Genomic DNA, 21,280 nt, shown 5'->3' on the forward strand with positions numbered 1-21,280 from the left:
ACCGGGAATTATACTCCAGAGCGCTCCCATCCCGGGGCAAACAGGCGCGATAACGGCATGTTTTCGCTTGAACGGCCCTGAACCTGGCAGTATCATCGCGCTCAACCTTTTGCCAAGTGGACAAACCCATGCGCCGTAGCCGCCTCCCGAAGCCTGTTTTCGCGCTGACACTGCTGTTGCTGGCGGGGTGCGCCGTCCCGCCGGCGCCGAACGGCGCGCAGGAGGGCGCCCGCGCCACCCTGGCGCTGCTGGAAACCTCGGATTTGCACGCCGCCGTGCTGGGCTACGACTATTACAAGCTGGCGGCCGATCCGAGCTCCGGCCTGGAACGCACCGCCACCCTGATTGCCCAGGCCCGGGCGGAATATCCAGACAATTTACTGATCGATAATGGCGATACGATCCAGGGCAATGCGCTGGCCGATTACCAGGCAGGTCCAAATGTCCTGCCCTGCGGCCAGCCGCTGGCCATCCACAAGGCCATGAATGCGCTGCGCTATGACGTGGGCATGGTCGGCAACCACGACTTCGATTATGGCTTGCCATTCCTGCAGCGCGCGGCGGGCAAAGGGTGTGCGGGCGCCGCGTTTCCCCTGGTCCTGGCCAATGTGGACGACGTCAACACCGGCAAGCCGCTGTTCCAGCCCTACCTCCTGATCGACAAGCGCATCCGCGCCACCGGCGCCGACGGCAAACCGGTGATGGCCACCGTGAAAGTCGGCATCATTGGCCTGACCACGCCGGTGGTGAACAGCTGGAACCGCAAGGCGCTGGAGGGGCGCGCCGTGGCGCACGGGATCGTGGAAACCGCCCGCAAGGTGATTCCGCGCATGCGCGCCGAGGGGGCGGAGATTATCGTTGCGGTGTCCCATGGCGGACTCGATGACACGCCGTATACGCCGGACATGGAGCACGGCAGCTGGCACCTGGCGCAGGTGCCGGGCATCGATGCCATGCTGACCGGCCACGCCCACCATGCGTTCCCGAATGCGGCCGGCGCTGGTCCGCAATATGGCTTGCCCGGTGTCGACAAGGTCAAGGGAACCGTGCATGGCGTACCGACCGTGATGGCGGGCCAGTGGGGCAAGCAACTGGGCGTGCTGGCGCTGGCGCTGACCATGGAGCAGGGGCGCTGGACGGTGGCGCGGGAGCGGACCGTGGCGCAAGTGCGCAGCGTCACGCCACACACGGCGCCGGACCCGGCGATTGCCGCGCTGGTGCGGGATGAACATGCCGGCGCGGTGCGCTATGTGCAGGCGCCGGTCGGGCGTTCGGACTATCGCATGACCACGTATTTCGCCGATGCCGGCGATGTCAGCGCGATCCAGCCCGTCAATCAGGCGCAGGCCGCGTACCTGGCGGCTTATGTGCGGACGAATTTGCCGCAGTATGCGGACTTGCCGGTGTTGTCGGTGTCGGCGCCGTTCAAGAGCGGCATGGCGGGGCCGGGCGACTACACGGATGTGAAGGCCGGCGTCCTGGCGCTGAACAACGCGGCGGACTTGTACCTGTATCCGAATGCGCTGGCGGGGGTCAAGGTGACGGGGGCGGGCTTGAAGGCGTGGCTGGAAAAAGCCGCGGAGCGGTTTAATACCATCGACCCGGCCGCCACCGCTGAACAGGAATTGGTGAACCAGGCCTTCGCCGGCTACAACTTCGACATGGTGACCGACAGCGCCCTGCAATACCGCATCGACGTGACGCAGCCGCCGGGCAGGCGGATCAAAGAGTTGACCTATCGGGGCAAACCAGTGGCGGACGGCGCGCAAATGCTTGTCGCCACCAACAGCTATCGGGCCAGCGGCGGCGGCAACTTCCCCGGGCTCGATGGCGGCAACATCATTTTCGCGTCGCCGGACGCCAGCCGCGATGTGCTGATCGGCTACATCCGCCAGGCGCAAACGCTGACGCGTGCCACCAATGGCGGCGCGCGCAGCTGGCGCTTTGCGCCGGTGCGCACCAGCGGGCCGGTGGTGATCCATTCCGCCCCCGGCATGCTGCAGGCGGCCCGCGATGCGGGGCTCAACACGGTGCGGGAATTGCGGCCCGACGATGGCAAGGGGTATGCGGTCTACAGCGTGGATTTGGCAGGGGATTAAGCTGGCCAAAATACATCTGGTCTATATTTGGTATCATTTTTCTAGTGCAATAGGTGTTGTGCCGATGTTAAAATCCGGGTTCCCTGACCTGGACAACATCCATGACCCTTCGCCACCTTGTCATTGCCCTGCTGGGCGCCGCCTGCGCAACCCAGGCGCCTGCCGCTGTCTTGAACAGTATCGATTTCGGCGTGGCGTCCGGCTACAGCGCGTTCATTTATGGCAACGTCAGCAAGGTGACGGACATCGAAGGCCGGGTGGCGGTGGGCGGCAACCTGCAGGCCGACGCGTATTCGTTCGGCTACCGCACGCCCTACGGCAACAGCGGCCCCAGCGTGGTGGTCGGCGGCAATATCCAGCTGGGCCATGGCAGCATCTTCAATGGCCCCACCACCAATGTGAACACCAATGCCAACATCGGCCCGAACACGGGCTACGCCATGAAGGAAGGCTACGCGGTGTATGCGGGGGCGAATAATTCCACCGTGAATTACCTGGATTTGCGCAAGGGGGCGACCGGGATCGACTTCAACGCCACAAAAACCAAGATGACGGACTTGAGCACGTCGCTGGCGGCGCTGGCGGCCAATGGCACCGTGTCGAGCGCAAATGGCGGCACCCTGCTGACGGGCGACGGCAAGTCCGACTTGCAAATCTTTAACCTGGCATCCGACAAGGTGAATAACCTGCAATTAACGAACGTGAAAGCCGGCGCCCACGTGGTGATCAACGTGCTGGGCAGCGGCACGGTCGAGATTTCCGGCGGGCAGAGCGGCCTGGAAGCACTGCGCGACCGCGTGCTGTTCAATGTCTTGAATGCCACCACGGTCAACGTCAACACGTTCAGCTGGGGTTCGCTGCTGGCCAACAAGGCCGATATCAAAGGGACCGGGCACCTGGAAGGCAATGTGATCGCCAATTCCCTGTCGTCGGCACTGGAGATCGGCTACGAAAGCTTTGCCGCCTATGAATTCCCGAATCCGAATGGGGGCGGCAAGGCGCCGGAACCGTCATCGGTGGCGCTGTTGGCGGCGGGCGCCATGATGATGGGTCTGCTGGCGCGGCGCCGCCGGCGCGCACAGTAAGGCGCTGCAGGGCTGCGGATGGTTTCGCAGCCCTGTTTGCAAACGTAAATTTGCAATTAACGAACAGTTGATGGGCCGGACCGGCAACGGCGCCGCCAGCGCGGCGGGGCGGCAGGCCGGCCGCGCGCTGTGATCGGTGGCCGGTTTAACAAAGAGCGGGCGCTAAAAGCGCTAGCATGGAATCGTTGCTTCGATGAGGACTCTGCCATGCCTGGGACTGTGCTGCTACCGGAGATTGCGCGTTGGCGCCGGGCTTTGTCGTGCGTGCCGGCAACGTCGCGTTGGCGGGCTTCCCGGGTGCTGATGGGGGCCCTGGCGCCGCTGGCGCTGCTGGCGGCTGTTCCGGCAGGAGAGGCCGCACCGGCATACGCGGCATCGTCCCGTGCCGTATCCCTGTCCGTGCCTGGCGGCCGCTTGCATGGCACGCTGACCGTGCCGGGTGCGCTTGATTGTCCGCCGCTGGTTGTGATGCTGGCCGGATCCGGGCCCACCGACCGCGATGGCAACAGTGCCTTGTTACCGGGCCGCAGCGACAGCCTGAAACAACTGGCGCAGGCGCTGGCGGCGCAGGGCATTGCCTCGCTACGCTATGACAAGCGGGGTGTCGCGGCCAGCAAGGCGGCCGCGCCGGATGAAAGCGTGTTGCGTCCCGCCACCCACGCCGCCGACGCGGCGGCATGGCTGCGGATGGCGCACGGCAGCCAGCGCTACGCTTCGGTCACCTTGCTTGGTCACAGTGAAGGTTCGCTGATCGGCATGCTGGCGGCGCACGAGGGCGGCGCCGACGGGTTTATTTCCCTGGCGGGGCCGGCGCAGGGCGCATCCGTTCTGTTGCGGCGCCAATGGCTGCCCAGGCTGACGCCGGACCTGGCGCGCGCCACCAGCAGCATGCTGGCATCGCTGGAGCAGGGCAAGGCGCAACCGCCCGCGCGCCCCGAGTTGCAAGCCGTGTTCCGGCCCTCGGTGCAGCCTTACATGATGTCGTGGTTCCGCTATGTACCGGCGCAGGAATTTGCGCGCCTGTCGTTGCCGTCGCTGATCGTGCAGGGGACGCATGATGTGCAGGTCGGCGTGGACCAGGCAAGGCTGTTGCAGCAGGCGCAGCCCGGCGCGGCCATGGCGTTGGTGGAAGGGATGAACCATGTGCTGAAAATGGCGCCGGCCGGGATGGCGCGGCAATTACCGTCATACACGATTCCAACCTGGCCGCTGGCGCCGGCGCTGGTGCGGGCGGTCACGGGATTTGTGCGCACGGCGCCGCAACGCCATGCCTGCCAGTCCAGTGCCCAGGTCAGTGGCGCGGGCCTTTTTGCTGCTGCACCAGGATAAACGGACTGACCACGCTGGCCCACAGTTCCGCGTGGGTGTCGGTCCAGCGCTGCGCCTGCTCGTCGGTGACTTTGGCCACCTGGCCGCTGGTCATCCATGCGGTGACGCTGGCTTTGTCGTCATGGGCGATGCGTACGGCCACGTCGATCAGGTCGAGTTCGTCGGCCACCCAGATCACGGTACCGGAAGCGAAATGTTTAATGAGTTCAGACCAGGCCACTCGCGCGGTTTCGCGGTTGACCTTGGTGTGAAGTTCGAGATCTTTTTCAGGTTTGGTTTGCATGGGCGACATGATAACCGATCCGGCGGGCGGCTGACTTGCGGCCGCGATCAGCCTGGGCGTAGTATCGGGTTCCATCCATCATTCTGAAGGGAGATCCGATGCGCAATATCCATCTGGCCCGTGCCGCCGCTTGCGCCACGCTGGCGCTGGCCGCAAGCGGCGCGCTGGCCGCCCCGTCCAACGCGGAATTGAAGCAGCAGGTCGCCGACACCGAGCGGGCTTTTGCCGCCACCATGAAAGCACGTGACCTGGCCGCGTTTACCGCCTTCCTGTCGGAGGAAACCGTGTTTTACTCCGGTCCCGTGCCGCTGCGTGGTCCGGCGCAGGTGACGCAATTCTGGAAGAAATTCTATGACGGCAAGGAGGCCCCGTTTTCGTGGGAGCCGGACCAGGTCGATGTCATCGATTCCGGCACGCTGGCGCATTCCTCCGGCCCGGTGTATGACCCCTCGGGCAAGCTGATCGCCCGCTTCAATTCCGTGTGGCGCCTGGAGGCGCCGGGGAAATGGCGCATCGTGTTCGACAAGGGGCAGGACGTTTGTGATTGCAAGAAATAGGTAGACGTAAAAGGCGGGCACAGCAGCGTGCGTGCCCGCACAGAAGGCGGACAGCGCGCGGCGCACCATGGGGCATCAACCAGAGGAGGCAGCCATGGACCGCTACTCAGCCACCCGTCTCGCGTTGCGCATTGGCGTATTTGTCTTGTCCATCAGTCCGGCACTGGGCCCTGCACAAGGGCAAGTCAGGGTGGGCGAGTTGATGGTGACCCCCGCGCAGGATGGGGTGACAGTCACGTTGGCACTGGCTGACCAGGCCGGACAGTTAAGAGTGCAACGGCCGGCGCCGCTGGTGGATCAGGCGCCTGGCATCCTTCCACAGCAAGAACCACAGCATCCGCAGCCACAATCACTGCCGCTGGAATCGGCGCCGGTGCAGCAAAAAATGCAGCGCCAGGAACCGCAGTATGTGCAGCTGCAACCAACCGAGCCGGAGCAGCAGCAACTGATGGCGCCGCCCGCCGTGACGCGGATTATCCTGACGGCGGACAGCCTGCCGCCGGCCCGGCCGCTTTCGCGCCCGCTGCCGCCCTTGCCCGCGCCGCGCACCCATGCGCTCGAACGCGACGTGCTGACTTTGCGGGCCGCCCACGCCGCCATGAAGCTGGAAGACCAACTGCACGACCGCAAAATGGCGGCGCTGCGCTAACGGAGCGGGCGGCGCTAACTTTAGCTTTTCTTCAGGTCGGCGTGTTTTAATACCGCCAATGAAGATACTGCTGATTGAAGACGACCTGGACCTGGGTAACGGCGTGCGCATTGCGCTGGCCAACCAGGGCATGGAAGCGATATGGGTGCGCACCCTCGACGATGCGCGGCGCCAGCTGGAAACCACAGGCTGCGACCTGGTGCTGCTGGACCTGGGCTTGCCGGATGGCGATGGCATTTCCCTGCTGGCCCATATCCGCCGGGTGCGCCAGGGCTTGCCGGTGTTGATCCTGTCCGCGCGCGATGCGCTCAGCGACCGCTTGCGTGGCCTCGATGGCGGCGCCGATGACTACCTTGTGAAACCGTTTGAACTGGCCGAATTGCTGTCGCGGGTGCGCGCGCTGGCGCGCCGCAGCTATGGCTTCGATGGCGAAGCTGTGACGGTCCGCGGCTTGTCGCTGCACGCGCCGACGCGCCGCGTGGCGGTGCAGGGCGCGCCGGTCGAACTGACCGCCAGTGAATATGAATTGCTGAAAATGCTCATCATGCGGGCCGGACGCGTGGTGACGCGGCGCAGCCTGGAAGAGCAGGCGCTGCCCGGCTCACAGTCCGGCAGCAACACGCTCGATGTGCACATGGCGAACTTGCGGCGCAAGATCGGCGACGGCTACGTGCGCACCGTGCGCGGCGTCGGCTATGTGATTGACCAGCAGGGCGCCGAATGATGCAGGCCGCCGTGGCGCCTTCGTGGATGGCGATGGCCTGGCGCGCGCTGACGGAGCCAAGTCTGGTGCGCCGCCTGCTGGTGGCGCAAATGGGTTTGCTGGCCTTGCTGTGGACCGTGGTGTTTATTTATGCCGCAACGGAAAACGGCACGGATGCGCCGGTGTTGAAGGAAACCAGTGTGTATCACGCGGTTGCGACCGTGGCGGACCACCTGGCCGACGCCCCGGCGCGCCAGTACCACAGCCTGGCGGCGCTCGATGCCGCCAACCGTCAGCGTTACGCGGAAGCGGAGGGCGTCACGGAACTGGCGCCGGGCCTGCTGGTATTGCAGCGCAGCGCCGTGGTGTACCGCTCGCCGCACGTGCCGCAGGGCGCCGATGCGGAAGCGTTCGTTGCCACCGCCGTCAGCGACGCCACCCGCAGCTATGACGATGGCCGCCGCAAGTGGCGCGTGCGGGTGGTCACCGGCGCCATGGGCGCGCGGGTGGCCATGTTCGTGCCGCAGGGCGGCTGGCACATGTTCATCACGCTGGCGTCGCATGGCTATTACCTGGTGCCAATGGTGATTTCACTGCCGTTCCTGCTGTTGCCCGCCTGGCTGTCGATCCGCCTGGCGCTGCGCCCCTGGCAACGGGTGGCGCAGGAAGTGGCGTCGCGCGGCCCGCAAGACCTGGCGCCGTTGTCGTACCGGGGCGAGCACCAGGAACTGGCGGCGATGGTGGACAGTGTCGATGCGATGATGGCGCGCGTGGCCGAAGCGTCGGCCCGCGAGCGCAGTTTTATTGCCGATGCGGCGCATGAGTTGCGCACGCCGCTGGCGGCCATGCGGATCAACGTGGAAGCGCTGCACACGCAGGCATGGGACTGGCGCCAGCGTGAATTGCTGGAGGGGATTTTGTCGAGCGGGAACCGCGCCACGCGCCTGGTGTCGCAATTACTGGTGCTGATGCGCAGCGACGCGGCCATTAACCAGGGCGATGCCGGCGTGCCGCTGGCGCTGGACGAATTGCTGCAAGACCGCATGGCCGTGATGTCCGGGCTGGCGGGCGCGCGCGGCGTGGAACTGGAATTGCAGGCGGTGACGGGCGTGACGATCGTCGGCTGGCGCGAAAGCCTGGTGTCGCTGGCCGATAACCTGGTCGATAACGCCATCAAATACAGCCCGTCTGGCGGCATGGTGCGGGTCGGGTTGTGGCACGTGGAAGGATGGGCCGTGCTGTCGGTGGAAGACCAGGGGCCGGGCATTGCGCCGGCATTGCGCGCACGCGTGTTCGACCGCTTTTACCGGGCGCCGAAACAGACGCAAGGCGGCAGCGGCCTCGGCCTGGCGATCGCACTGGGCGCGGCGCAACGGCATGGCGGGCGCATTGAATTGACCGACGGGGAGCAGGGCGGATTAAAAGTAGAAGTGTGGCTGCCGGCCGCATAATTTGCCGGAGGACGTTGCGGTATTCCGTAGGGCGGTTCGCTTGCGAGCCGCCATGCATGGGACAACGCGGCGCAAGCATGGCGGCTTTGTAAAAGCCGCCCTACGCACTCCAGGCAAGTGGGTTGGTTTCAGCGTGGCGGGATTTTACCGCTTGATCCTGGAATTGAGCTTGTCGATTTGGCGCGCCAATTCTTCCTGCATCATCGGCGACAGGTTGAGGAACTGGCAGCCGATCTGCACCTGCTCGCCCAGCAGGAACGAACGGTATGTGCGCGACAGGCGGATTTCCAGGTCGGCAATGACGACCGTGTCTTCGCCCAGTTCGATGCGCACGCGCTGCAGCTTGCGGCCGACGTGCAAGCCCTGGGCATCGCGTGGGGCGCAGCGCATTCCGACGCCGCCCAGCGAAAAGTCATACAGCTGCAATTCATGCGGCTTGCCATTCATGACGAAGGTGGCCGTGAAATACACGCCCAGCGGCGTTTCCAGGCGCGCCGACGAGCGGCGGTTCAGCACCAGGCATTTATCCGGAAAGACCAGCGGGATCAGGTGCGGCTGTTCCGGCTGTGCGGTCCACGCTTCTTGCGACAGCTTGAATTGCAGCTTGGCGCTGCGCAGCCAGGTGACAAACGTTGCTTCCCCGGGGGGAATTTGCTGGCCCTCGTTCAGTTCCAGCACGAAGTGCGGCAATTCCGGGTCCACCGATAAAATGCGCCCCAGGATCACGTCGGTGCTGGCGGACGGATAAATCGAGATGGCATCGCCATTTTCCGCCAAGATCGTCAGCGAGTCGCCGATATCGTCCGGGTCCGTCATTTCGTGCGGCTTGGCGCCCGAGACGATAGGCTCCACGGAATCCTGCAGCCGTGGCGGGCCTTTGCGCATTTCATTAGGAATGGGATCGTTCACAACCTTGGGTCTCGCTTAACGTATCTCTTTGATAAGGAACGGATTTTCACCTTAGTTTACAGTTTAGTCCAGCGTTTGGCTTGCCAATCAGAAAGTTGCAGCCTGTGCATAGGACAAACTGTGGTTAAAAGTGTTCGTCCGGCGACAAATATCGCCACTGACCTTCAGGCAAATTGCCCAGGCGAACCTTGCCAATACGAACCCTTTTTAATCCGACCACTTTCAGTCCGACCATCTCGCACATGCGGCGGATTTGCCGTTTCTTGCCTTCCCGCAGGGTAAAGCTCAACTGGTCTTCGTTTTGCCACACCACCTTGGCCGGCAGCAGGGGTTTGCCATCCATCCACAAGCCATGGTTCAGCTTGCGCAAATCCGCGTCCGGCAACCTGCCGCCCTTGGTGTACTGTACGCGCACCAGGTATTCCTTGTCGACTTCGGTGTGTTCGCCGATCAGTGTTTTCGCGATGCGCCCATCTTGCGTCAGCACCAGCAAGCCGACCGAGTCGATATCGAGGCGGCCGGCCGGCACCAGGCTGCGCAGCTGGGTGGGGTGGAAACGTTCGGTCGACGTGTCTTCGGTCCAGCGGTTTTCCGGCTTGACCAGGGTCACGGCCGGCTTGTAGCCATCTTCAGCCTGGCCGCTGACGAAGCCGACCGGTTTATTGATGAGAATGGTGACGCGCTTGGATTGCTCGGCGGCGGCTTGCCGTTCGACCGTGACGCGCTGGCTCGGGTACACCTTGGTGCCCAGTTCGCTGGCGACCTTGCCGTCCACGCGTACCCAGCCCTTGGCGATCCATTCATCGGCTTCGCGGCGCGAGCACAAGCCCAGTTCGGACATGCGCTTGGAGAGACGTAATAACTCTTCTGACATCGTTTTTCTTCTTTAAATCTTCAGTGCTTCTAATAATTCGGTTTCCAGCTGCAATTGCGTGCGCTGGTTGGACAGGGCGGCGCCATCGACCAGGAACACGTCTTCCACGCGTTCACCCAGGGTCATGACTTTCGCCGTATGCAAGTTGATGCGGTACTTGGTCAGCACGTTGGCGATCGCGTACAGCAGGCCGGTACGGTCATTGGCGGCAATCGACAGCAGGTAATACTGGCCTTTTTCGTCCGGCCGCAAATCCACGGTCGGCTGGATCGGGAAGGTGCGCGACTGGCGCGACAGCCGGCCCTTGACCGGCGACGGCAGCGGCGACTGGCTGGTCAGCAGTTCGCCCAGTTCATGTTCGATCAGGCTGATGATGTCGCGGTAGCTGTTGGCAAAGCTTTGCTCCGTCACCAGGAAGGTGTCGAGCGCATAGCCGTGTCGCGTGGTGTGGATCTTGGCGTCGAGGATGGAGAAATTCTTGCGGTCGAAATACGAGCAGATGCGCGCAAACAAGTCCGGCTGGTCTTGCACGTAGACGGCGATCTGCAAGCCTTCGCCGATCGGCGCCAGGCGGCATTTCACCACCGGCGTGGTGCTGTTGAATTTCTCGTACAGCGCGCGGGTTTGCCACGCGATGTCGGACGAGTCGTGGCGCAGGAAGTACCCCACGTCGAGCTGTTTCCACAGCGCTTCATGGGCTTGCGGATGCAAGCCGTACAGGCGCAAGGTGGCCAGCGCTTCCTGTTGGCGGTTTTTCAGTTCACGGTCGGCCGAATGCGGTTCGCCGCCCAGCACGCGCAGGGTCACCTTGTACAGGTCTTCGAGCAGCTTGGCTTTCCACGCATTCCATACTTTCGGGCTGGTGCCCCGGATGTCGGCCACCGTCAGCAGGTACAGGGCCGTCAAATGGCGTTCGTCGCGCACGGTCTTGGCAAATGCCTCGATCACGTCCGGATCGGACATGTCCTGCTTTTGCGCCACGTGCGACATGGTCAAATGCTGCTCGACCAGGAACGCCACCAGTTCCGTATCTTCCTGTGAAATGCCGTGATCCTGGCAGAATTGCACCACGTCGGCCACGCCCAGCTTCGAGTGGTCGCCGCCACGGCCCTTGGCGATGTCGTGGAACAGCGCCGCCACGTACAGCAGCCAGTGGTTCGGGAAGTTCGCCATCAACTGGCTGCAGAACGGGTATTCGTGCGCGTGCTCCGTCATCGTGAAGCGGCGCATATTGCGCACCACCATCAGGATGTGCTGGTCCACCGTGTACACGTGGAACAGGTCGTGCTGCATCTGCCCCACGATCTTGCGGAAGTTCGGCAGGTAGCGGCCCAGGATCGACATTTCATTCATGCGCCGCAAGGCATGCAGCATGCCGACTGGCGCCTGCAGGATGCGCAGGAAATATGCGCGGTTGACGGGATCGCGCCGGAACGCCGAGTCGATCTTGAAGCGTTCGTGCCACAGTGCGCGCTGGGTGCGCGCCGACATGCCTTTCAATTCCGGGTGTTCGGTCATGCGCAGGAAGACTTCCAGCATGGCCGACGGCGTGCGTTCGAAGGTATCGTCGTCGGCCATGTCGATGAAGCCGTTGACGTCATTGAAGCGCTCGTTGATGCGGACCGGCGCCCCTTCCTGCGGGAACAGCTGGGCTTCAATGTTTTGCAGCAGGATGGTGTTGAGCTGCGTGACGGTTTTCGCGGCCCAGTAGTAGCGCTGCATCAGGTGTTCGCTGGCGCGGCGGATGTGATTGCCGCTGCCGGTCGCGTGCAGGCCCACCGATTCGGCAATCGCGGTTTGCACGTCAAACACCAGGCGGTCTTCGCGCCGTCCCGCATGCAGGTGCAGGCGCACGCGGATATCCTTGAAGGCCCGCTCTTTTTCCATCAGCTGCTTGGCTTCGGTCGGCGTGATCAGGCCATTGGTGGCCAGGGTGCGCCACGAACTGGCCAGGCCGGCCGCTTTCACCATCCACAGGATCACGTGCAAGTCGCGCAAACCGCCAGGGCTTTCCTTGCAATTGGGTTCCAGCGAAAACGGCGTGTCTTCATACTTCGCGTGGCGCTGCTTCATTTCCAGCATCTTCGCGTGGAAAAATGCTTGCGGGTCCATGGCGGCGTCGTAGCGGGTGCGCAACTCGTCAAACAGCGCCGGGTTGCCGCACACCAGGCGCGATTCCAGCAGGCTGGTTTGCACCGTGATGTCGGCCTTCGACTCTTCCATGCATTCATCCACCGTGCGGATCGACGAACCGATTTCCAGTCCCAGGTCCCACAGCAGTTGCACCAATTCTTCCAGGCGGCCGCGCGTGACCTCGTCCGGCGCCTGGTGCAGCAGGATCAGCAGGTCGACGTCGGAGTGGGGAAACAGTTCGCCCCGGCCGAAGCCGCCCACCGCCACCAGCGCGGATTCGGGCGGCAGGGCGGCTTCGTTCCAGGCTGTGACGAGGACTTCGTCAACCACCTGGCGCAGGCGGCGCAGCAGCTTTTCCGGCATGCCATCCTGGCGGAATCCTTCGATAACCATCTGGCGGCCAGCTTTCAACTGGCCCTTGAGTTGTTCGCGCAACTCTTTCTTCATGGCGGCGTGCGGCATCGGCGTCAGGGCAGTGAAAAGTGAATCAAGCGGCGCGGGCGGATTGCGTGATGAAGGCGGGCGGTTGCGGCGAACCGGCCGACAGGGTCAGCACTTCATAGCCGGTGTCAGTCACCAGCACCGTGTGTTCCCATTGCGCGGACAGGCTGCGGTCCTTGGTTTTGATGGTCCAGCCGTCATTCATTTCGCGGATTTCGCGGCGGCCCGCGTTGATCATCGGCTCGATGGTGAAGATCATGCCGGGTTGCAGTTCATCGAGCGTGCCAGGGCGGCCATAGTGCAGCACTTGCGGTTCTTCGTGGAACACCTTGCCGATGCCGTGGCCGCAGAATTCGCGCACCACGCTGTAGCCGGCTTTTTCCGCATGCTGCTGGATCGCGTGGCCGATATCGCCGAGGCGGGCGCCCGGACGCACTTGCGCAATGCCCAGCCACATGCATTCATAGGTGGTGTCCGACAGGCGCTTGGCCAGGATCGACGGTTCGCCGATGAAGAACATGCGGCTGTTGTCGCCGTGGTAGCCATCCTTGATCACGGTGATGTCGAGGTTGACCACGTCGCCATTCTTCAGCACCTTGTCGCCGGGAATGCCATGGCAAATCACGTCGTTGACGGACGTGCAAATGGCTTTCGGGTACGGCGTATAGCCGGGCGGGCAATAATTGAGCGGGGCGGGGATGGTGCCTTGCACATTGCTCATGTATTCGTGGCACAGGCGGTCCAGCTCACCGGTGGTCACGCCGGCCTTGACGAATGGGGTGATGTAATCCAGGACTTCGGAGCCAAGGCGGCCGGCCAGGCGCATGCCGTCGATGTCGGCCTGGGAATGAATGGTAATGGGCATGTTTTGCGGTTCGGATGGAAACAGGTGGAATATGAATGGGATTATAGCCGACGCCCTATGGCAGAGCGGAACTTGGCGTGGATGTTGCCGTGAACGTCACTCTGATGTAAAATCTCGGGTTGCTTGAATTCGGTTTTGAGCAATGTTGTAAAAATCACTTTTTCTTAAACGCGAATCCGTTCAAAAAGGGTGCCCAATCAGTCAACTTGATGGCTGATGCAAGGGTCACTGGGCGGATTCCAGACATAACCCTGGAGTTTATAATGTCCGTAACTATGCGTGAAATGCTGGAAGCCGGTGTCCACTTCGGTCACCAGACCCGTTTCTGGAACCCAAAGATGGCTCCGTTCATCTTCGGTCACCGCAACAAGATCCACATCATCAACCTGGAAAAAACCATGGGTATGTACCAGGAGGCGATGAAGCACGTTCGCCAACTGTCGTCGAACCGTGGCACCATCCTGATGGTGGGCACCAAGCGTCAAGCACGCGACATCATCGCTGCTGAAGCGCAACGTGCTGGCGTTCCTTTCGTTGACCAGCGCTGGCTGGGCGGCATGCTGACCAACTTCAAAACGATCAAGACCTCGATCAAGCGCCTGAAAGACATGGAAGCGCAAATCGAAGACGGTTCCGTTGAGAAGCTGTCGAAAAAAGAAGCGCTGATGTTCACCCGCGAAATGGCCAAGCTGCAGAAATCCATCGGCGGCATCAAGGACATGGGCGGCGTACCTGACGCGATCTTCGTGGTCGACGTTGGCTACCACAAAGGCGCGATCACCGAAGCCGCTAAACTGGGCATTCCAGTGATCGGCGTGGTCGACACCAACCACTCCCCAGAAGGCGTTACCTACGTCATTCCAGGCAACGACGACTCCTCGAAAGCGATCACGCTGTACGCTCGCGGTGTTGCTGATGCAATCATCGAAGGCCGTGCCAATTCGACCGCCGAAGTTCTGGAAACGATCAAAGGCGCATCGGGCGACGAGTTCGTCGAAGTCAGCGAACAGGCTTAATTGATTTTCTGTCTCGGGTAACTGGGCAGAAATATTAATTCAGTAAAATCAGCAGTTTAAAAGGGGTGGCTTCAGCTCCCCCTTTTTTTTAACGACAGCGTATGGCGTGGCAACCCGAAGGCAGGCCTTCCGGCAGCCCCATACCCCCTCACAGAATTACAGGAGAAATACATGGCAGCGATTACTGCAGCGATGGTTGGTGAACTGCGTTCGAAAACCGACGCACCAATGATGGAATGCAAAAAAGCCCTGACCGAAGCTGACGGCGACATGAACAAAGCAGAAGAGATTCTGCGCGTTAAGCTGGGCGGCAAAGCAGCCAAGGCATCGGCACGCATCACCGCCGAAGGCGTGGTTGCGGTTTACATCGCCGGCGGCGTTGGCGCCCTGGTGGAAGTGAACTCGGAAACCGACTTCGTTGCGAAAAACGATGATTTCCTGGCCCTGTCCAACACCGCCGCCAAGCTGGCCGCGGAAAAGAACCCGGCCGACGTGGCTGCCCTGTTGGCACTGCCAACCGAATCCGGCCAGACCCTGGACGAAGTGCGTTCGGCCCTGGTTGGTAAAATCGGCGAAAACATGTCGATCCGCCGCTTCCAGCGTTTCGAAACCACCGCCAAGCTGGCTTCGTACCTGCACGGCACGAAAATCGGCGTGGTCGTTGAATTCGACGCCGCTGACGAACAAGTGGGTAAAGACGTGGCAATGCACATTGCTGCAATGAAGCCAGTTTCGCTGTCGGCCGACCAGGTGCCAGCTGAGCTGATCGAAAAAGAGCGTTCGGTTGCTCAAGCCAAGGCTGACGAAGATGCGGCCAAAGCGGCTGCCGAAGGCAAGCCAGCCCAGTCGCCGGAAATCGTTGCCAAGCGTCTGGAAGGTTCGGTACAGAAATACCTGAAAGAAGTGTCGCTGCTGAACCAGGCTTTCGTGAAAAACGACAAGCAATCCGTTGAGCAAATGCTGAAAGCGGCCAATGCATCCGTGAAATCGTTCACGATGTACGTGGTTGGTGAAGGCATTGAAAAGAAAGTCGACGACTTCGCTGCTGAAGTGGCAGCGCAAATGGCCGCTAACAAGGGCTAATAAAAAAACGGGCCTGGTGGCCCGTTTTTTTAGGCAGTATCCCATCGGCCTGCCGTGCGCGGGCCGATGTTGCAGTATAGTTTCACCCGAATAAAAACCTACTTAGGAGCCCCAGCTCATGTCCAAGCCAGCCTACAAGCGCGTTCTTCTCAAATTGTCCGGCGAAGCCCTGATGGGTGATGATCCTTACGGCATCAACCGCGGCACGATCGAACGCATGGTCGCCGACGTGGCCGAGGTCGCGAAAATGGGCGTGGAACTGGCCGTGGTGATCGGCGGCGGCAATATTTTCCGTGGCGTGGCCCCTGGCGCCCAGGGTATGGACCGCGCCACCGCGGACTACATGGGTATGCTGGCCACCGTGATGAATGCCCTGGCCCTGGCCGACGCCATGCGCCATGTCGGTGTGACCGCCCGCGTGATGTCCGCGATTTCCATTGAACAGGTGGTGGAGCCGTATGTGCGCCCGAAAGCGCTGCAATACCTGGAAGAAGGTAAAGTCGTGATTTTCGCCGCCGGCACCGGTAACCCGTTCTTCACCACCGATACCGCCGCAGCCCTGCGCGGTTCCGAAGTCAGCGCGGAAATCGTGCTGAAAGCCACCAAGGTGGACGGTATTTATACCGCCGACCCGAAAAAGGATCCAAACGCGACGCTGTTCCATACGATCAGCTTCGACGAAGCCATCGCCAAGCACTTGCAAGTGATGGATGCCACCGCCTTTGCGCTGTGCCGCGACCAGAAACTGCCGATCAAAGTGTTTTCCATCACCAAGCCCGGCGCGCTGATGCGCGTGATTATGGGCGAGGATGAAGGTACACTGGTTCACGTTTAAGTTTTATCGCTTTATTACCATTAATACCAATACTGCTAGACACAGGAGCAAGCAATGTCCGTAGCTGACGTTAAAAAGAACGCCCAGGACCGTATGGCCAAGTCCATCGACACCCTGAAGGCCGACCTGGCCAAGGTCCGTACCGGCCGCGCCCACACCGGCCTGCTGGACCATGTGATGGTCGACTATTACGGCAATCCGACCCCGATCAACCAGGTCGCCAACCTGACCCTGGTTGACGCGCGCACCATCGGCGTGGTGCCGTTTGAAAAGAAAATGGGCGCCACCATTGAGAAAGCCATTCGCGACTCCGACCTGGGCCTGAACCCGTCGACGCAAGGCGACATGATCCGCGTGCCGACCCCGGCCCTGACGGAAGAGCGCCGCAAGGAAATGGTCAAGCTGGTCAAGAGCGAAGGTGAAGATGCAAAAATCGCCGTGCGCAACATCCGCCGCGACGGCAATGAATCGCTGAAAAAACTCGTGAAAGACAAAGCCATTTCGGAAGATGATGAACGCCGCGGTGGCGACGACATCCAGAAGCTGACCGACAAGGCGATCGTCGACATCGACAAGCTGCTGGTGGAAAAAGAGAAGGAAATCATGACGGTGTGACCGTCTTGGGTTACCGTAGGGCGGCTGTTACACGGCCGCCATGCAGGCAGAGCGGCGGCGCTACGGCGGGTTTGTACAACCCGCCCTACGAGGCCGCCGTTTTCATTGAGTGTCACCCTTTTGGGTAGTATAGAGTTCATGAAATATTCGAGTTCGACCACTGCGGTGCCTGAAGCGCACAAGGTGCCACGCCATGTCGCCATCATCATGGATGGCAATGGGCGTTGGGCGACCAAGCGTTTCCTGCCGCGTGTCGCCGGTCACGTCAAAGGCGTGGAAACCGTGCGCACCGTGGTGGAAGCATGCGTCACGCGGGGCGTGGAGTATGTCACCCTGTTCGCGTTCAGTTCGGAAAACTGGCGCCGTCCGGAAGAGGAAGTATCGCTGCTGATGCGCCTGTTCGTGACCGCGCTCGAGCGCGAAGTCGCGAAAATGCACGCCAATAACATCCGTTTGAAAGTCGTCGGCGACCTGTCCCGCTTCAACGACAAGCTGCGCCAGATGATTGCCCAGGCTGAACGGAAAACCGCCAACAATACCGGCCTGACCGTGACCATCTGCGCCAACTATGGCGGCCGCTGGGACATCATGCAAGCCATCGGAAAAATGGTGGCCGCCCATCCAGGCGCCACGGAATTCCCCGAAGAGCAGCTGGCGCCCCATCTGGCCATGGCCTATGCGCCGGAACCGGATTTGTTCATCCGCACCGGCGGCGAAGAGCGGATTTCGAATTTCCTGCTGTGGCAGCTGGCCTACACGGAGCTGTATTTCACCGATACCTTCTGGCCCGATTTCTCGGTCGAACAATTCGACAAAGCCATCGCGTCGTACCAAAACCGTGAGCGCCGTTTCGGCCGCACCGGTGATCAATTGGCGGAAAAGACCAACTAATGCTGAAAACCCGGATCATCACCGCTGTCATCTTGCTGGCGGTATTGCTGCCCGTACTGTTTTTCAATTATGCGCCGGCATTCAACGCCGTGGTGCTGGCCTTCCTCGGCGCCGCCCTGTGGGAAGCGTCGCGCCTGTTCACTGCGCCCCGTCCCTGGCTCAACGCGCTGGCGTTGACCGCGGCATTCGGCTACACCTTCCTGCTGCGCGATATGAACGCGTCGGCCAATTTCTGGATGGCGCTGGGCGTGATGTTCTGGGTCATGCGCTTTGCGCCGGCCCTGAAGCTGGGCTTGCCGCCGATCGACAGCAAGGGCAGCCACATGCTGGGCTTCCTGTACTGCATTTCGCTGATTTCCTGCTTCGCCGCCATCGTCGTGCTGTTCCGCCACTCGGCCGCGTTCCTGCTGTCGGTGATGGCCATCGTGTGGGTGGCCGATATCGGCGCGTATTTCTCCGGCAAAGCCTTTGGCAAGCGCAAGCTGGCGCCATCGATTTCGCCCGGCAAATCGTGGGAAGGCGCGATTGGCGGCGGTATCGCGGTGTTGCTGCTGTCGGTGCTGTCGATCGTGTTTGCCGCCGGCGCACCGTGGCTGCAGGATACTTTCGCGGTACAACTGCAATCCCATAAAGGCTGGTTCATCACCGTGCTGCTGCTGGTGCTGATCACGGCCGCCAGCGTGATTGGCGATTTGTTTGAATCGATGCTCAAGCGCCGCGCCGGCATGAAGGACAGCAGCAATCTGTTGCCTGGCCATGGCGGTGTGCTGGACCGTATCGATGCGCTGGTGCCGGTGCTGCCGATGGCGGCGCTGATCACCGCGTGGATGTCTTGAAGGAATACCGCATGCAACGCATTACCATACTTGGCGCCACCGGCTCGATCGGCGTCTCCACCCTCGACGTGCTGGCGCGCCATCCCGACCGTTACAGCGTGTATGCGCTGTCGGCGCACAGCCGCGTGGAAGAACTGGCGGCGCAGTGCGCGCAATTCAAGCCGGCGCGCGCCGTGGTTGGCACGGCCGAAGCCGCCCGCCAACTGCAGGAACTGTTGCGCGCCCAGGGCGTGCGCACGGAAGTCGAATATGGCGAACAGGCGCTGTGCGCGATCGCCAGCGCGGCGGAAACCGATACCGTGATGGCGGCCATTGTCGGCGCGGCCGGTTTGGCGCCAACCCTGGCGGCGGCCCGCGCCGGCAAGAAAGTGCTGCTGGCGAACAAGGAGGCGCTGGTGATGTCCGGCCAGCTGTTCATGGACACGGTGCGCGACCATGGCGCGACCTTGCTGCCGATCGATTCCGAACACAACGCCATCTTCCAGTGCCTGCCGCACGGCTATGGCCGGGTGCCGGCTGCCGCCGGTGTAACGAAGATTTTATTGACCGCGTCCGGCGGACCATTCCTCAAGCGCGACGTGACGAGCCTCGAACAGGTGACGCCGGACGAGGCGTGCAAGCATCCGAAGTGGGTGATGGGCCGCAAGATCTCGGTGGACTCCGCCACCATGATGAACAAGGGCCTGGAAGTCATCGAGGCGCACTGGCTGTTCGGTACCCCGGCGGACCAGATCGACGTGGTGATCCACCCGCAATCGGTGATCCATTCGATGGTGTCGTACAACGATGGCTCCGTCTTGGCGGAACTGGGCAACCCGGACATGCGCACCCCGATCGCGCACGCGCTGGCGTACCCGGAGCGCATCGTCTCCGGCGTGGCGCAGCTCGATATCGCGCAGATCGGCACCCTGCAATTCGAACGTCCCGATTTCAACCGCTTCCCATGCCTGGCGCTGGCCTTCGATGCGCTGCGCGCGGGCGGCACGGCGCCGGCCCTGCTGAACGCGGCCAATGAAGTGGCGGTGGCCGCCTTCCTCGACCTGCGCATCGGCTTCCGCCAGATCGACCGCGTGATTGCACAAGTGATGGACGTCTTGCCGCATGGCGACGCCGACAGCATCGAGCTGGTGATGGCGCAGGATGCTGCGGCCCGCGCCGAAGCCGGGCGCATCATCGCCGGCCTGACGAAACCTTGAAGCTGACCCCATGAACCTGTTGCAGACCATCGTCGCCTTTGTCGTCGCGCTGGGCACCCTGATCATCTTCCATGAACTGGGCCATTACCTGGTGGCGCGCTGGTGCGGCGTCAAAGTGCTGCGTTTTTCTGTCGGCATGGGCAAGGTCGTGTGGTCACGCAAGATCGGCCCGGACCAGACCGAGTGGGCGGTCTCCGCCTTGCCCCTGGGCGGCTACGTGAAAATGCTCGACAGCCGCGATTGCGACATCAAAGGCTTGCCGGAACAAGACCTGGCGCGCGAATTCACGCGCCAGAACGTGTGGAAGCGGATTGCCATCGTGGCGGCCGGTCCGATCGCCAACTTCCTGCTGGCCATCGCCTTGTTTGCGGGCCTGTACATGGTCGGGGTGGCGGAACCCGCCGCCAAGGTCGCGCCGCCCGCCGTCAGTTCGCCGGCCGGTATCGCCGGCTTGCGCGGCGGCGACCTGGTCACCGCCATCAATGGTGAAAAAGTCCGGGTCTGGTCGGAGGTGCGCTGGCATCTGATCCAGGCCGTCATCGACAAGCGCGACGCCACCATCGACATCGAGCGTCCCGGCAGCGGTCGCCAGTCGCTGACCCTGCATGCCGATGCGCTGACCGGCCTGGACATGGAATCCGACGTGGCCGCCAAACTGGGGATCGCCCTGGCCCGTCCGCCGGCGCGCCTGGGCGACATCATGCCCGGCAGCGCGGCGGAAAAATCCGGGCTGCGCAGCGGCGACCTGATTGTCGCGATCGATGGCCAGCCGGTGTCGGACTGGATCGCCTTCACCACGGCGGTGCGCGCCGCCGGCGGCAAGCTGCTGCTGTTTGCCGTCGAGCGCGACGGCCACGTCATCGATATCCCCGTGACCCCGGATGTGGACCGTAAAGGATCTGTAACAGTCGGTAAGATCGGCGCGTACGTCGCGGCGCCGACGGATATGATCGAAGTCCAGGCCGGGCCGGTGGAAGCCGTTATCAAAGGCACGGCCAAAGTCTGGGATACCAGCGTCATGACGGTCAAAATGATCGGCAAAATGCTGGTGGGCGAAGTGTCGTGGAAAAACGTGACGGGTCCGATCACCATTGCCGATTATGCGGGGCAGACCGCCCGCATCGGGATGGCCAGCTATATCGGCTTTATTGCGTTCATCAGCATCAGCCTTGGTGTTATGAATTTGCTGCCGATTCCCGTTCTGGACGGGGGACTTTTACTGTATTATTCGCTGGAAGTTTTGACCGGACGCCCATTGCCGGAACGCGTAGGCGATATAGCCCAGCGTATCGGCGTGGGATTACTGGTCACATTAATGGCGCTGGCCGTATTCAACGACGTCGTGCGGTTGCTGTAAATACGCGGTATTTACAGCATCGCGTACGGCGTTATTGTTTTTGCGACGTCAACCGAAGAATTTGAATCACTGA

General features: G+C 62.1%; 20 protein-coding genes. 15 read left to right on the forward strand and 5 right to left on the reverse strand.

What is annotated here, in order from left to right; translation table 11 throughout:
• The first annotated feature begins 128 nt into the window (after positions 1-128).
• From AC1RRC_RS01915 to AC1RRC_RS01925, 3 genes are all read left to right on the forward strand, one after another.
• Complete coding sequence (locus tag AC1RRC_RS01915; RefSeq protein WP_493053553.1) at positions 129-2,099, forward strand: bifunctional 2',3'-cyclic-nucleotide 2'-phosphodiesterase/3'-nucleotidase; 1,971 nt, start codon at positions 129-131, stop codon at positions 2,097-2,099.
• Between the two features lie 101 nt (positions 2,100-2,200).
• Entirely contained in the window at positions 2,201-3,184 is a 984-nt protein-coding gene (locus tag AC1RRC_RS01920; protein ID WP_493053554.1) for a choice-of-anchor A family protein, read from the forward strand.
• Between the two features lie 207 nt (positions 3,185-3,391).
• Entirely contained in the window at positions 3,392-4,513 is a 1,122-nt protein-coding gene (locus AC1RRC_RS01925; protein ID WP_493053555.1) for an alpha/beta hydrolase, read from the forward strand.
• Here AC1RRC_RS01925 and AC1RRC_RS01930 read toward each other — a convergent pair.
• A complete protein-coding gene (locus AC1RRC_RS01930; protein WP_493053940.1) occupies positions 4,476-4,796 on the reverse strand; it encodes a DUF2288 domain-containing protein in 321 nt (106 codons plus the stop codon). The genes AC1RRC_RS01925 and AC1RRC_RS01930 overlap by 38 nt on opposite strands.
• Positions 4,797-4,894: 98 nt before the next feature.
• On the opposite strand from AC1RRC_RS01930, the gene AC1RRC_RS01935 reads away from it, so the two are divergent.
• From AC1RRC_RS01935 to AC1RRC_RS01950, 4 genes are all read left to right on the forward strand, one after another.
• Positions 4,895-5,353: a YybH family protein gene (locus tag AC1RRC_RS01935; RefSeq protein WP_493053556.1), complete on the forward strand. Its 459-nt coding sequence runs from the start codon at positions 4,895-4,897 to the stop codon at positions 5,351-5,353.
• Positions 5,354-5,447: 94 nt separating this feature from the next.
• Positions 5,448-6,002 (forward strand): hypothetical protein, encoded by a 555-nt coding sequence (locus tag AC1RRC_RS01940; RefSeq protein WP_493053557.1) that lies wholly within the window; start codon positions 5,448-5,450, stop codon positions 6,000-6,002.
• Positions 6,003-6,060: 58 nt separating this feature from the next.
• On the forward strand, positions 6,061-6,726 hold the full coding sequence (locus AC1RRC_RS01945; RefSeq protein WP_493053558.1) for a response regulator: 666 nt from the start codon (positions 6,061-6,063) through the stop codon (positions 6,724-6,726).
• Positions 6,723-8,156, forward strand: a complete 1,434-nt coding sequence (locus AC1RRC_RS01950; RefSeq protein WP_493053559.1) for a sensor histidine kinase — start codon at positions 6,723-6,725, stop codon at positions 8,154-8,156. Before AC1RRC_RS01945 ends, AC1RRC_RS01950 begins: the two co-directional genes overlap by 4 nt.
• 144 nt (positions 8,157-8,300) lie before the next feature.
• On the opposite strand, the gene AC1RRC_RS01955 is transcribed toward AC1RRC_RS01950, so the two are convergent.
• The 4 genes from AC1RRC_RS01955 to map all read right to left on the reverse strand — a co-directional run bounded on the left by AC1RRC_RS01955 (position 8,301) and on the right by map (position 13,378).
• Complete coding sequence (locus tag AC1RRC_RS01955) at positions 8,301-8,972, reverse strand: flagellar brake protein (protein WP_493053941.1); 672 nt, start codon at positions 8,970-8,972, stop codon at positions 8,301-8,303.
• Between the two features lie 217 nt (positions 8,973-9,189).
• A complete protein-coding gene (locus tag AC1RRC_RS01960; RefSeq protein ID WP_493053560.1) occupies positions 9,190-9,939 on the reverse strand; it encodes a pseudouridine synthase in 750 nt (249 codons plus the stop codon).
• Between the two features lie 12 nt (positions 9,940-9,951).
• Positions 9,952-12,519: a [protein-PII] uridylyltransferase gene (locus AC1RRC_RS01965; protein WP_493053561.1), complete on the reverse strand. Its 2,568-nt coding sequence runs from the start codon at positions 12,517-12,519 to the stop codon at positions 9,952-9,954.
• A gap of 40 nt (positions 12,520-12,559) precedes the next feature.
• Positions 12,560-13,378, reverse strand: coding sequence for a type I methionyl aminopeptidase (map, locus tag AC1RRC_RS01970; RefSeq protein WP_493053562.1), 819 nt, complete (start codon positions 13,376-13,378; stop codon positions 12,560-12,562).
• Positions 13,379-13,641: 263 nt separating this feature from the next.
• Between map and rpsB the strand changes: the two genes are divergently transcribed.
• The 8 genes from rpsB (at position 13,642) to rseP (ending at position 21,207) form a co-directional block, all read left to right on the forward strand.
• A complete protein-coding gene (gene rpsB, locus AC1RRC_RS01975; protein ID WP_493053563.1) occupies positions 13,642-14,394 on the forward strand; it encodes a 30S ribosomal protein S2 in 753 nt (250 codons plus the stop codon).
• A 171-nt stretch (positions 14,395-14,565) separates the two neighbouring features.
• On the forward strand, positions 14,566-15,477 hold the full coding sequence (gene tsf / locus AC1RRC_RS01980) for a translation elongation factor Ts (protein WP_493053564.1): 912 nt from the start codon (positions 14,566-14,568) through the stop codon (positions 15,475-15,477).
• A 118-nt stretch (positions 15,478-15,595) separates the two neighbouring features.
• Complete coding sequence (gene pyrH / locus AC1RRC_RS01985) at positions 15,596-16,312, forward strand: UMP kinase (protein WP_493053565.1); 717 nt, start codon at positions 15,596-15,598, stop codon at positions 16,310-16,312.
• Between the two features lie 54 nt (positions 16,313-16,366).
• Complete coding sequence (frr, locus tag AC1RRC_RS01990) at positions 16,367-16,927, forward strand: ribosome recycling factor (protein ID WP_493053566.1); 561 nt, start codon at positions 16,367-16,369, stop codon at positions 16,925-16,927.
• Positions 16,928-17,065: 138 nt separating this feature from the next.
• Positions 17,066-17,818 (forward strand): polyprenyl diphosphate synthase, encoded by a 753-nt coding sequence (gene uppS / locus AC1RRC_RS01995; RefSeq protein WP_493053567.1) that lies wholly within the window; start codon positions 17,066-17,068, stop codon positions 17,816-17,818.
• Positions 17,818-18,654, forward strand: coding sequence for a phosphatidate cytidylyltransferase (locus AC1RRC_RS02000; RefSeq protein ID WP_493053568.1), 837 nt, complete (start codon positions 17,818-17,820; stop codon positions 18,652-18,654). Before uppS ends, AC1RRC_RS02000 begins: the two co-directional genes overlap by 1 nt.
• Before the next feature lie 11 nt (positions 18,655-18,665).
• A complete protein-coding gene (gene ispC, locus AC1RRC_RS02005) occupies positions 18,666-19,850 on the forward strand; it encodes a 1-deoxy-D-xylulose-5-phosphate reductoisomerase (RefSeq protein WP_493053569.1) in 1,185 nt (394 codons plus the stop codon).
• Between the two features lie 10 nt (positions 19,851-19,860).
• Positions 19,861-21,207, forward strand: a complete 1,347-nt coding sequence (rseP, locus tag AC1RRC_RS02010; protein WP_493053570.1) for an RIP metalloprotease RseP — start codon at positions 19,861-19,863, stop codon at positions 21,205-21,207.
• Positions 21,208-21,280: the final 73 nt, after the last annotated feature.

It is taken from the genome of Pseudoduganella sp. GW821-FHT12E03, from assembly GCF_058807115.1.

Bases quoted from the DNA above. Each gene is read 5' to 3' on its own strand.
- tsf (WP_493053564.1), top strand. From the start codon at position 14,566: ATGGCAGCGATTACTGCAGCGATGGTTGGTGAACTGCGTTCGAAAACC.
- AC1RRC_RS01960 (WP_493053560.1), bottom strand. From the start codon at position 9,939: ATGTCAGAAGAGTTATTACGTCTCTCCAAGCGCATGTCCGAACTGGGC.
- uppS (WP_493053567.1), top strand. From the start codon at position 17,066: ATGAAATATTCGAGTTCGACCACTGCGGTGCCTGAAGCGCACAAGGTG.
- rseP (WP_493053570.1), top strand. From the start codon at position 19,861: ATGAACCTGTTGCAGACCATCGTCGCCTTTGTCGTCGCGCTGGGCACC.
- frr (WP_493053566.1), top strand. From the start codon at position 16,367: ATGTCCGTAGCTGACGTTAAAAAGAACGCCCAGGACCGTATGGCCAAG.
- pyrH (WP_493053565.1), top strand. From the start codon at position 15,596: ATGTCCAAGCCAGCCTACAAGCGCGTTCTTCTCAAATTGTCCGGCGAA.
- AC1RRC_RS01965 (WP_493053561.1), bottom strand. From the start codon at position 12,519: ATGAAGAAAGAGTTGCGCGAACAACTCAAGGGCCAGTTGAAAGCTGGC.
- AC1RRC_RS01915 (WP_493053553.1), top strand. From the start codon at position 129: ATGCGCCGTAGCCGCCTCCCGAAGCCTGTTTTCGCGCTGACACTGCTG.
- AC1RRC_RS01950 (WP_493053559.1), top strand. From the start codon at position 6,723: ATGATGCAGGCCGCCGTGGCGCCTTCGTGGATGGCGATGGCCTGGCGC.
- rpsB (WP_493053563.1), top strand. From the start codon at position 13,642: ATGTCCGTAACTATGCGTGAAATGCTGGAAGCCGGTGTCCACTTCGGT.
- AC1RRC_RS02000 (WP_493053568.1), top strand. From the start codon at position 17,818: ATGCTGAAAACCCGGATCATCACCGCTGTCATCTTGCTGGCGGTATTG.
- map (WP_493053562.1), bottom strand. From the start codon at position 13,378: ATGCCCATTACCATTCATTCCCAGGCCGACATCGACGGCATGCGCCTG.
- AC1RRC_RS01940 (WP_493053557.1), top strand. From the start codon at position 5,448: ATGGACCGCTACTCAGCCACCCGTCTCGCGTTGCGCATTGGCGTATTT.
- AC1RRC_RS01945 (WP_493053558.1), top strand. From the start codon at position 6,061: ATGAAGATACTGCTGATTGAAGACGACCTGGACCTGGGTAACGGCGTG.
- ispC (WP_493053569.1), top strand. From the start codon at position 18,666: ATGCAACGCATTACCATACTTGGCGCCACCGGCTCGATCGGCGTCTCC.
- AC1RRC_RS01920 (WP_493053554.1), top strand. From the start codon at position 2,201: ATGACCCTTCGCCACCTTGTCATTGCCCTGCTGGGCGCCGCCTGCGCA.
- AC1RRC_RS01930 (WP_493053940.1), bottom strand. From the start codon at position 4,796: ATGCAAACCAAACCTGAAAAAGATCTCGAACTTCACACCAAGGTCAAC.
- AC1RRC_RS01935 (WP_493053556.1), top strand. From the start codon at position 4,895: ATGCGCAATATCCATCTGGCCCGTGCCGCCGCTTGCGCCACGCTGGCG.
- AC1RRC_RS01955 (WP_493053941.1), bottom strand. From the start codon at position 8,972: ATGACGGACCCGGACGATATCGGCGACTCGCTGACGATCTTGGCGGAA.
- AC1RRC_RS01925 (WP_493053555.1), top strand. From the start codon at position 3,392: ATGCCTGGGACTGTGCTGCTACCGGAGATTGCGCGTTGGCGCCGGGCT.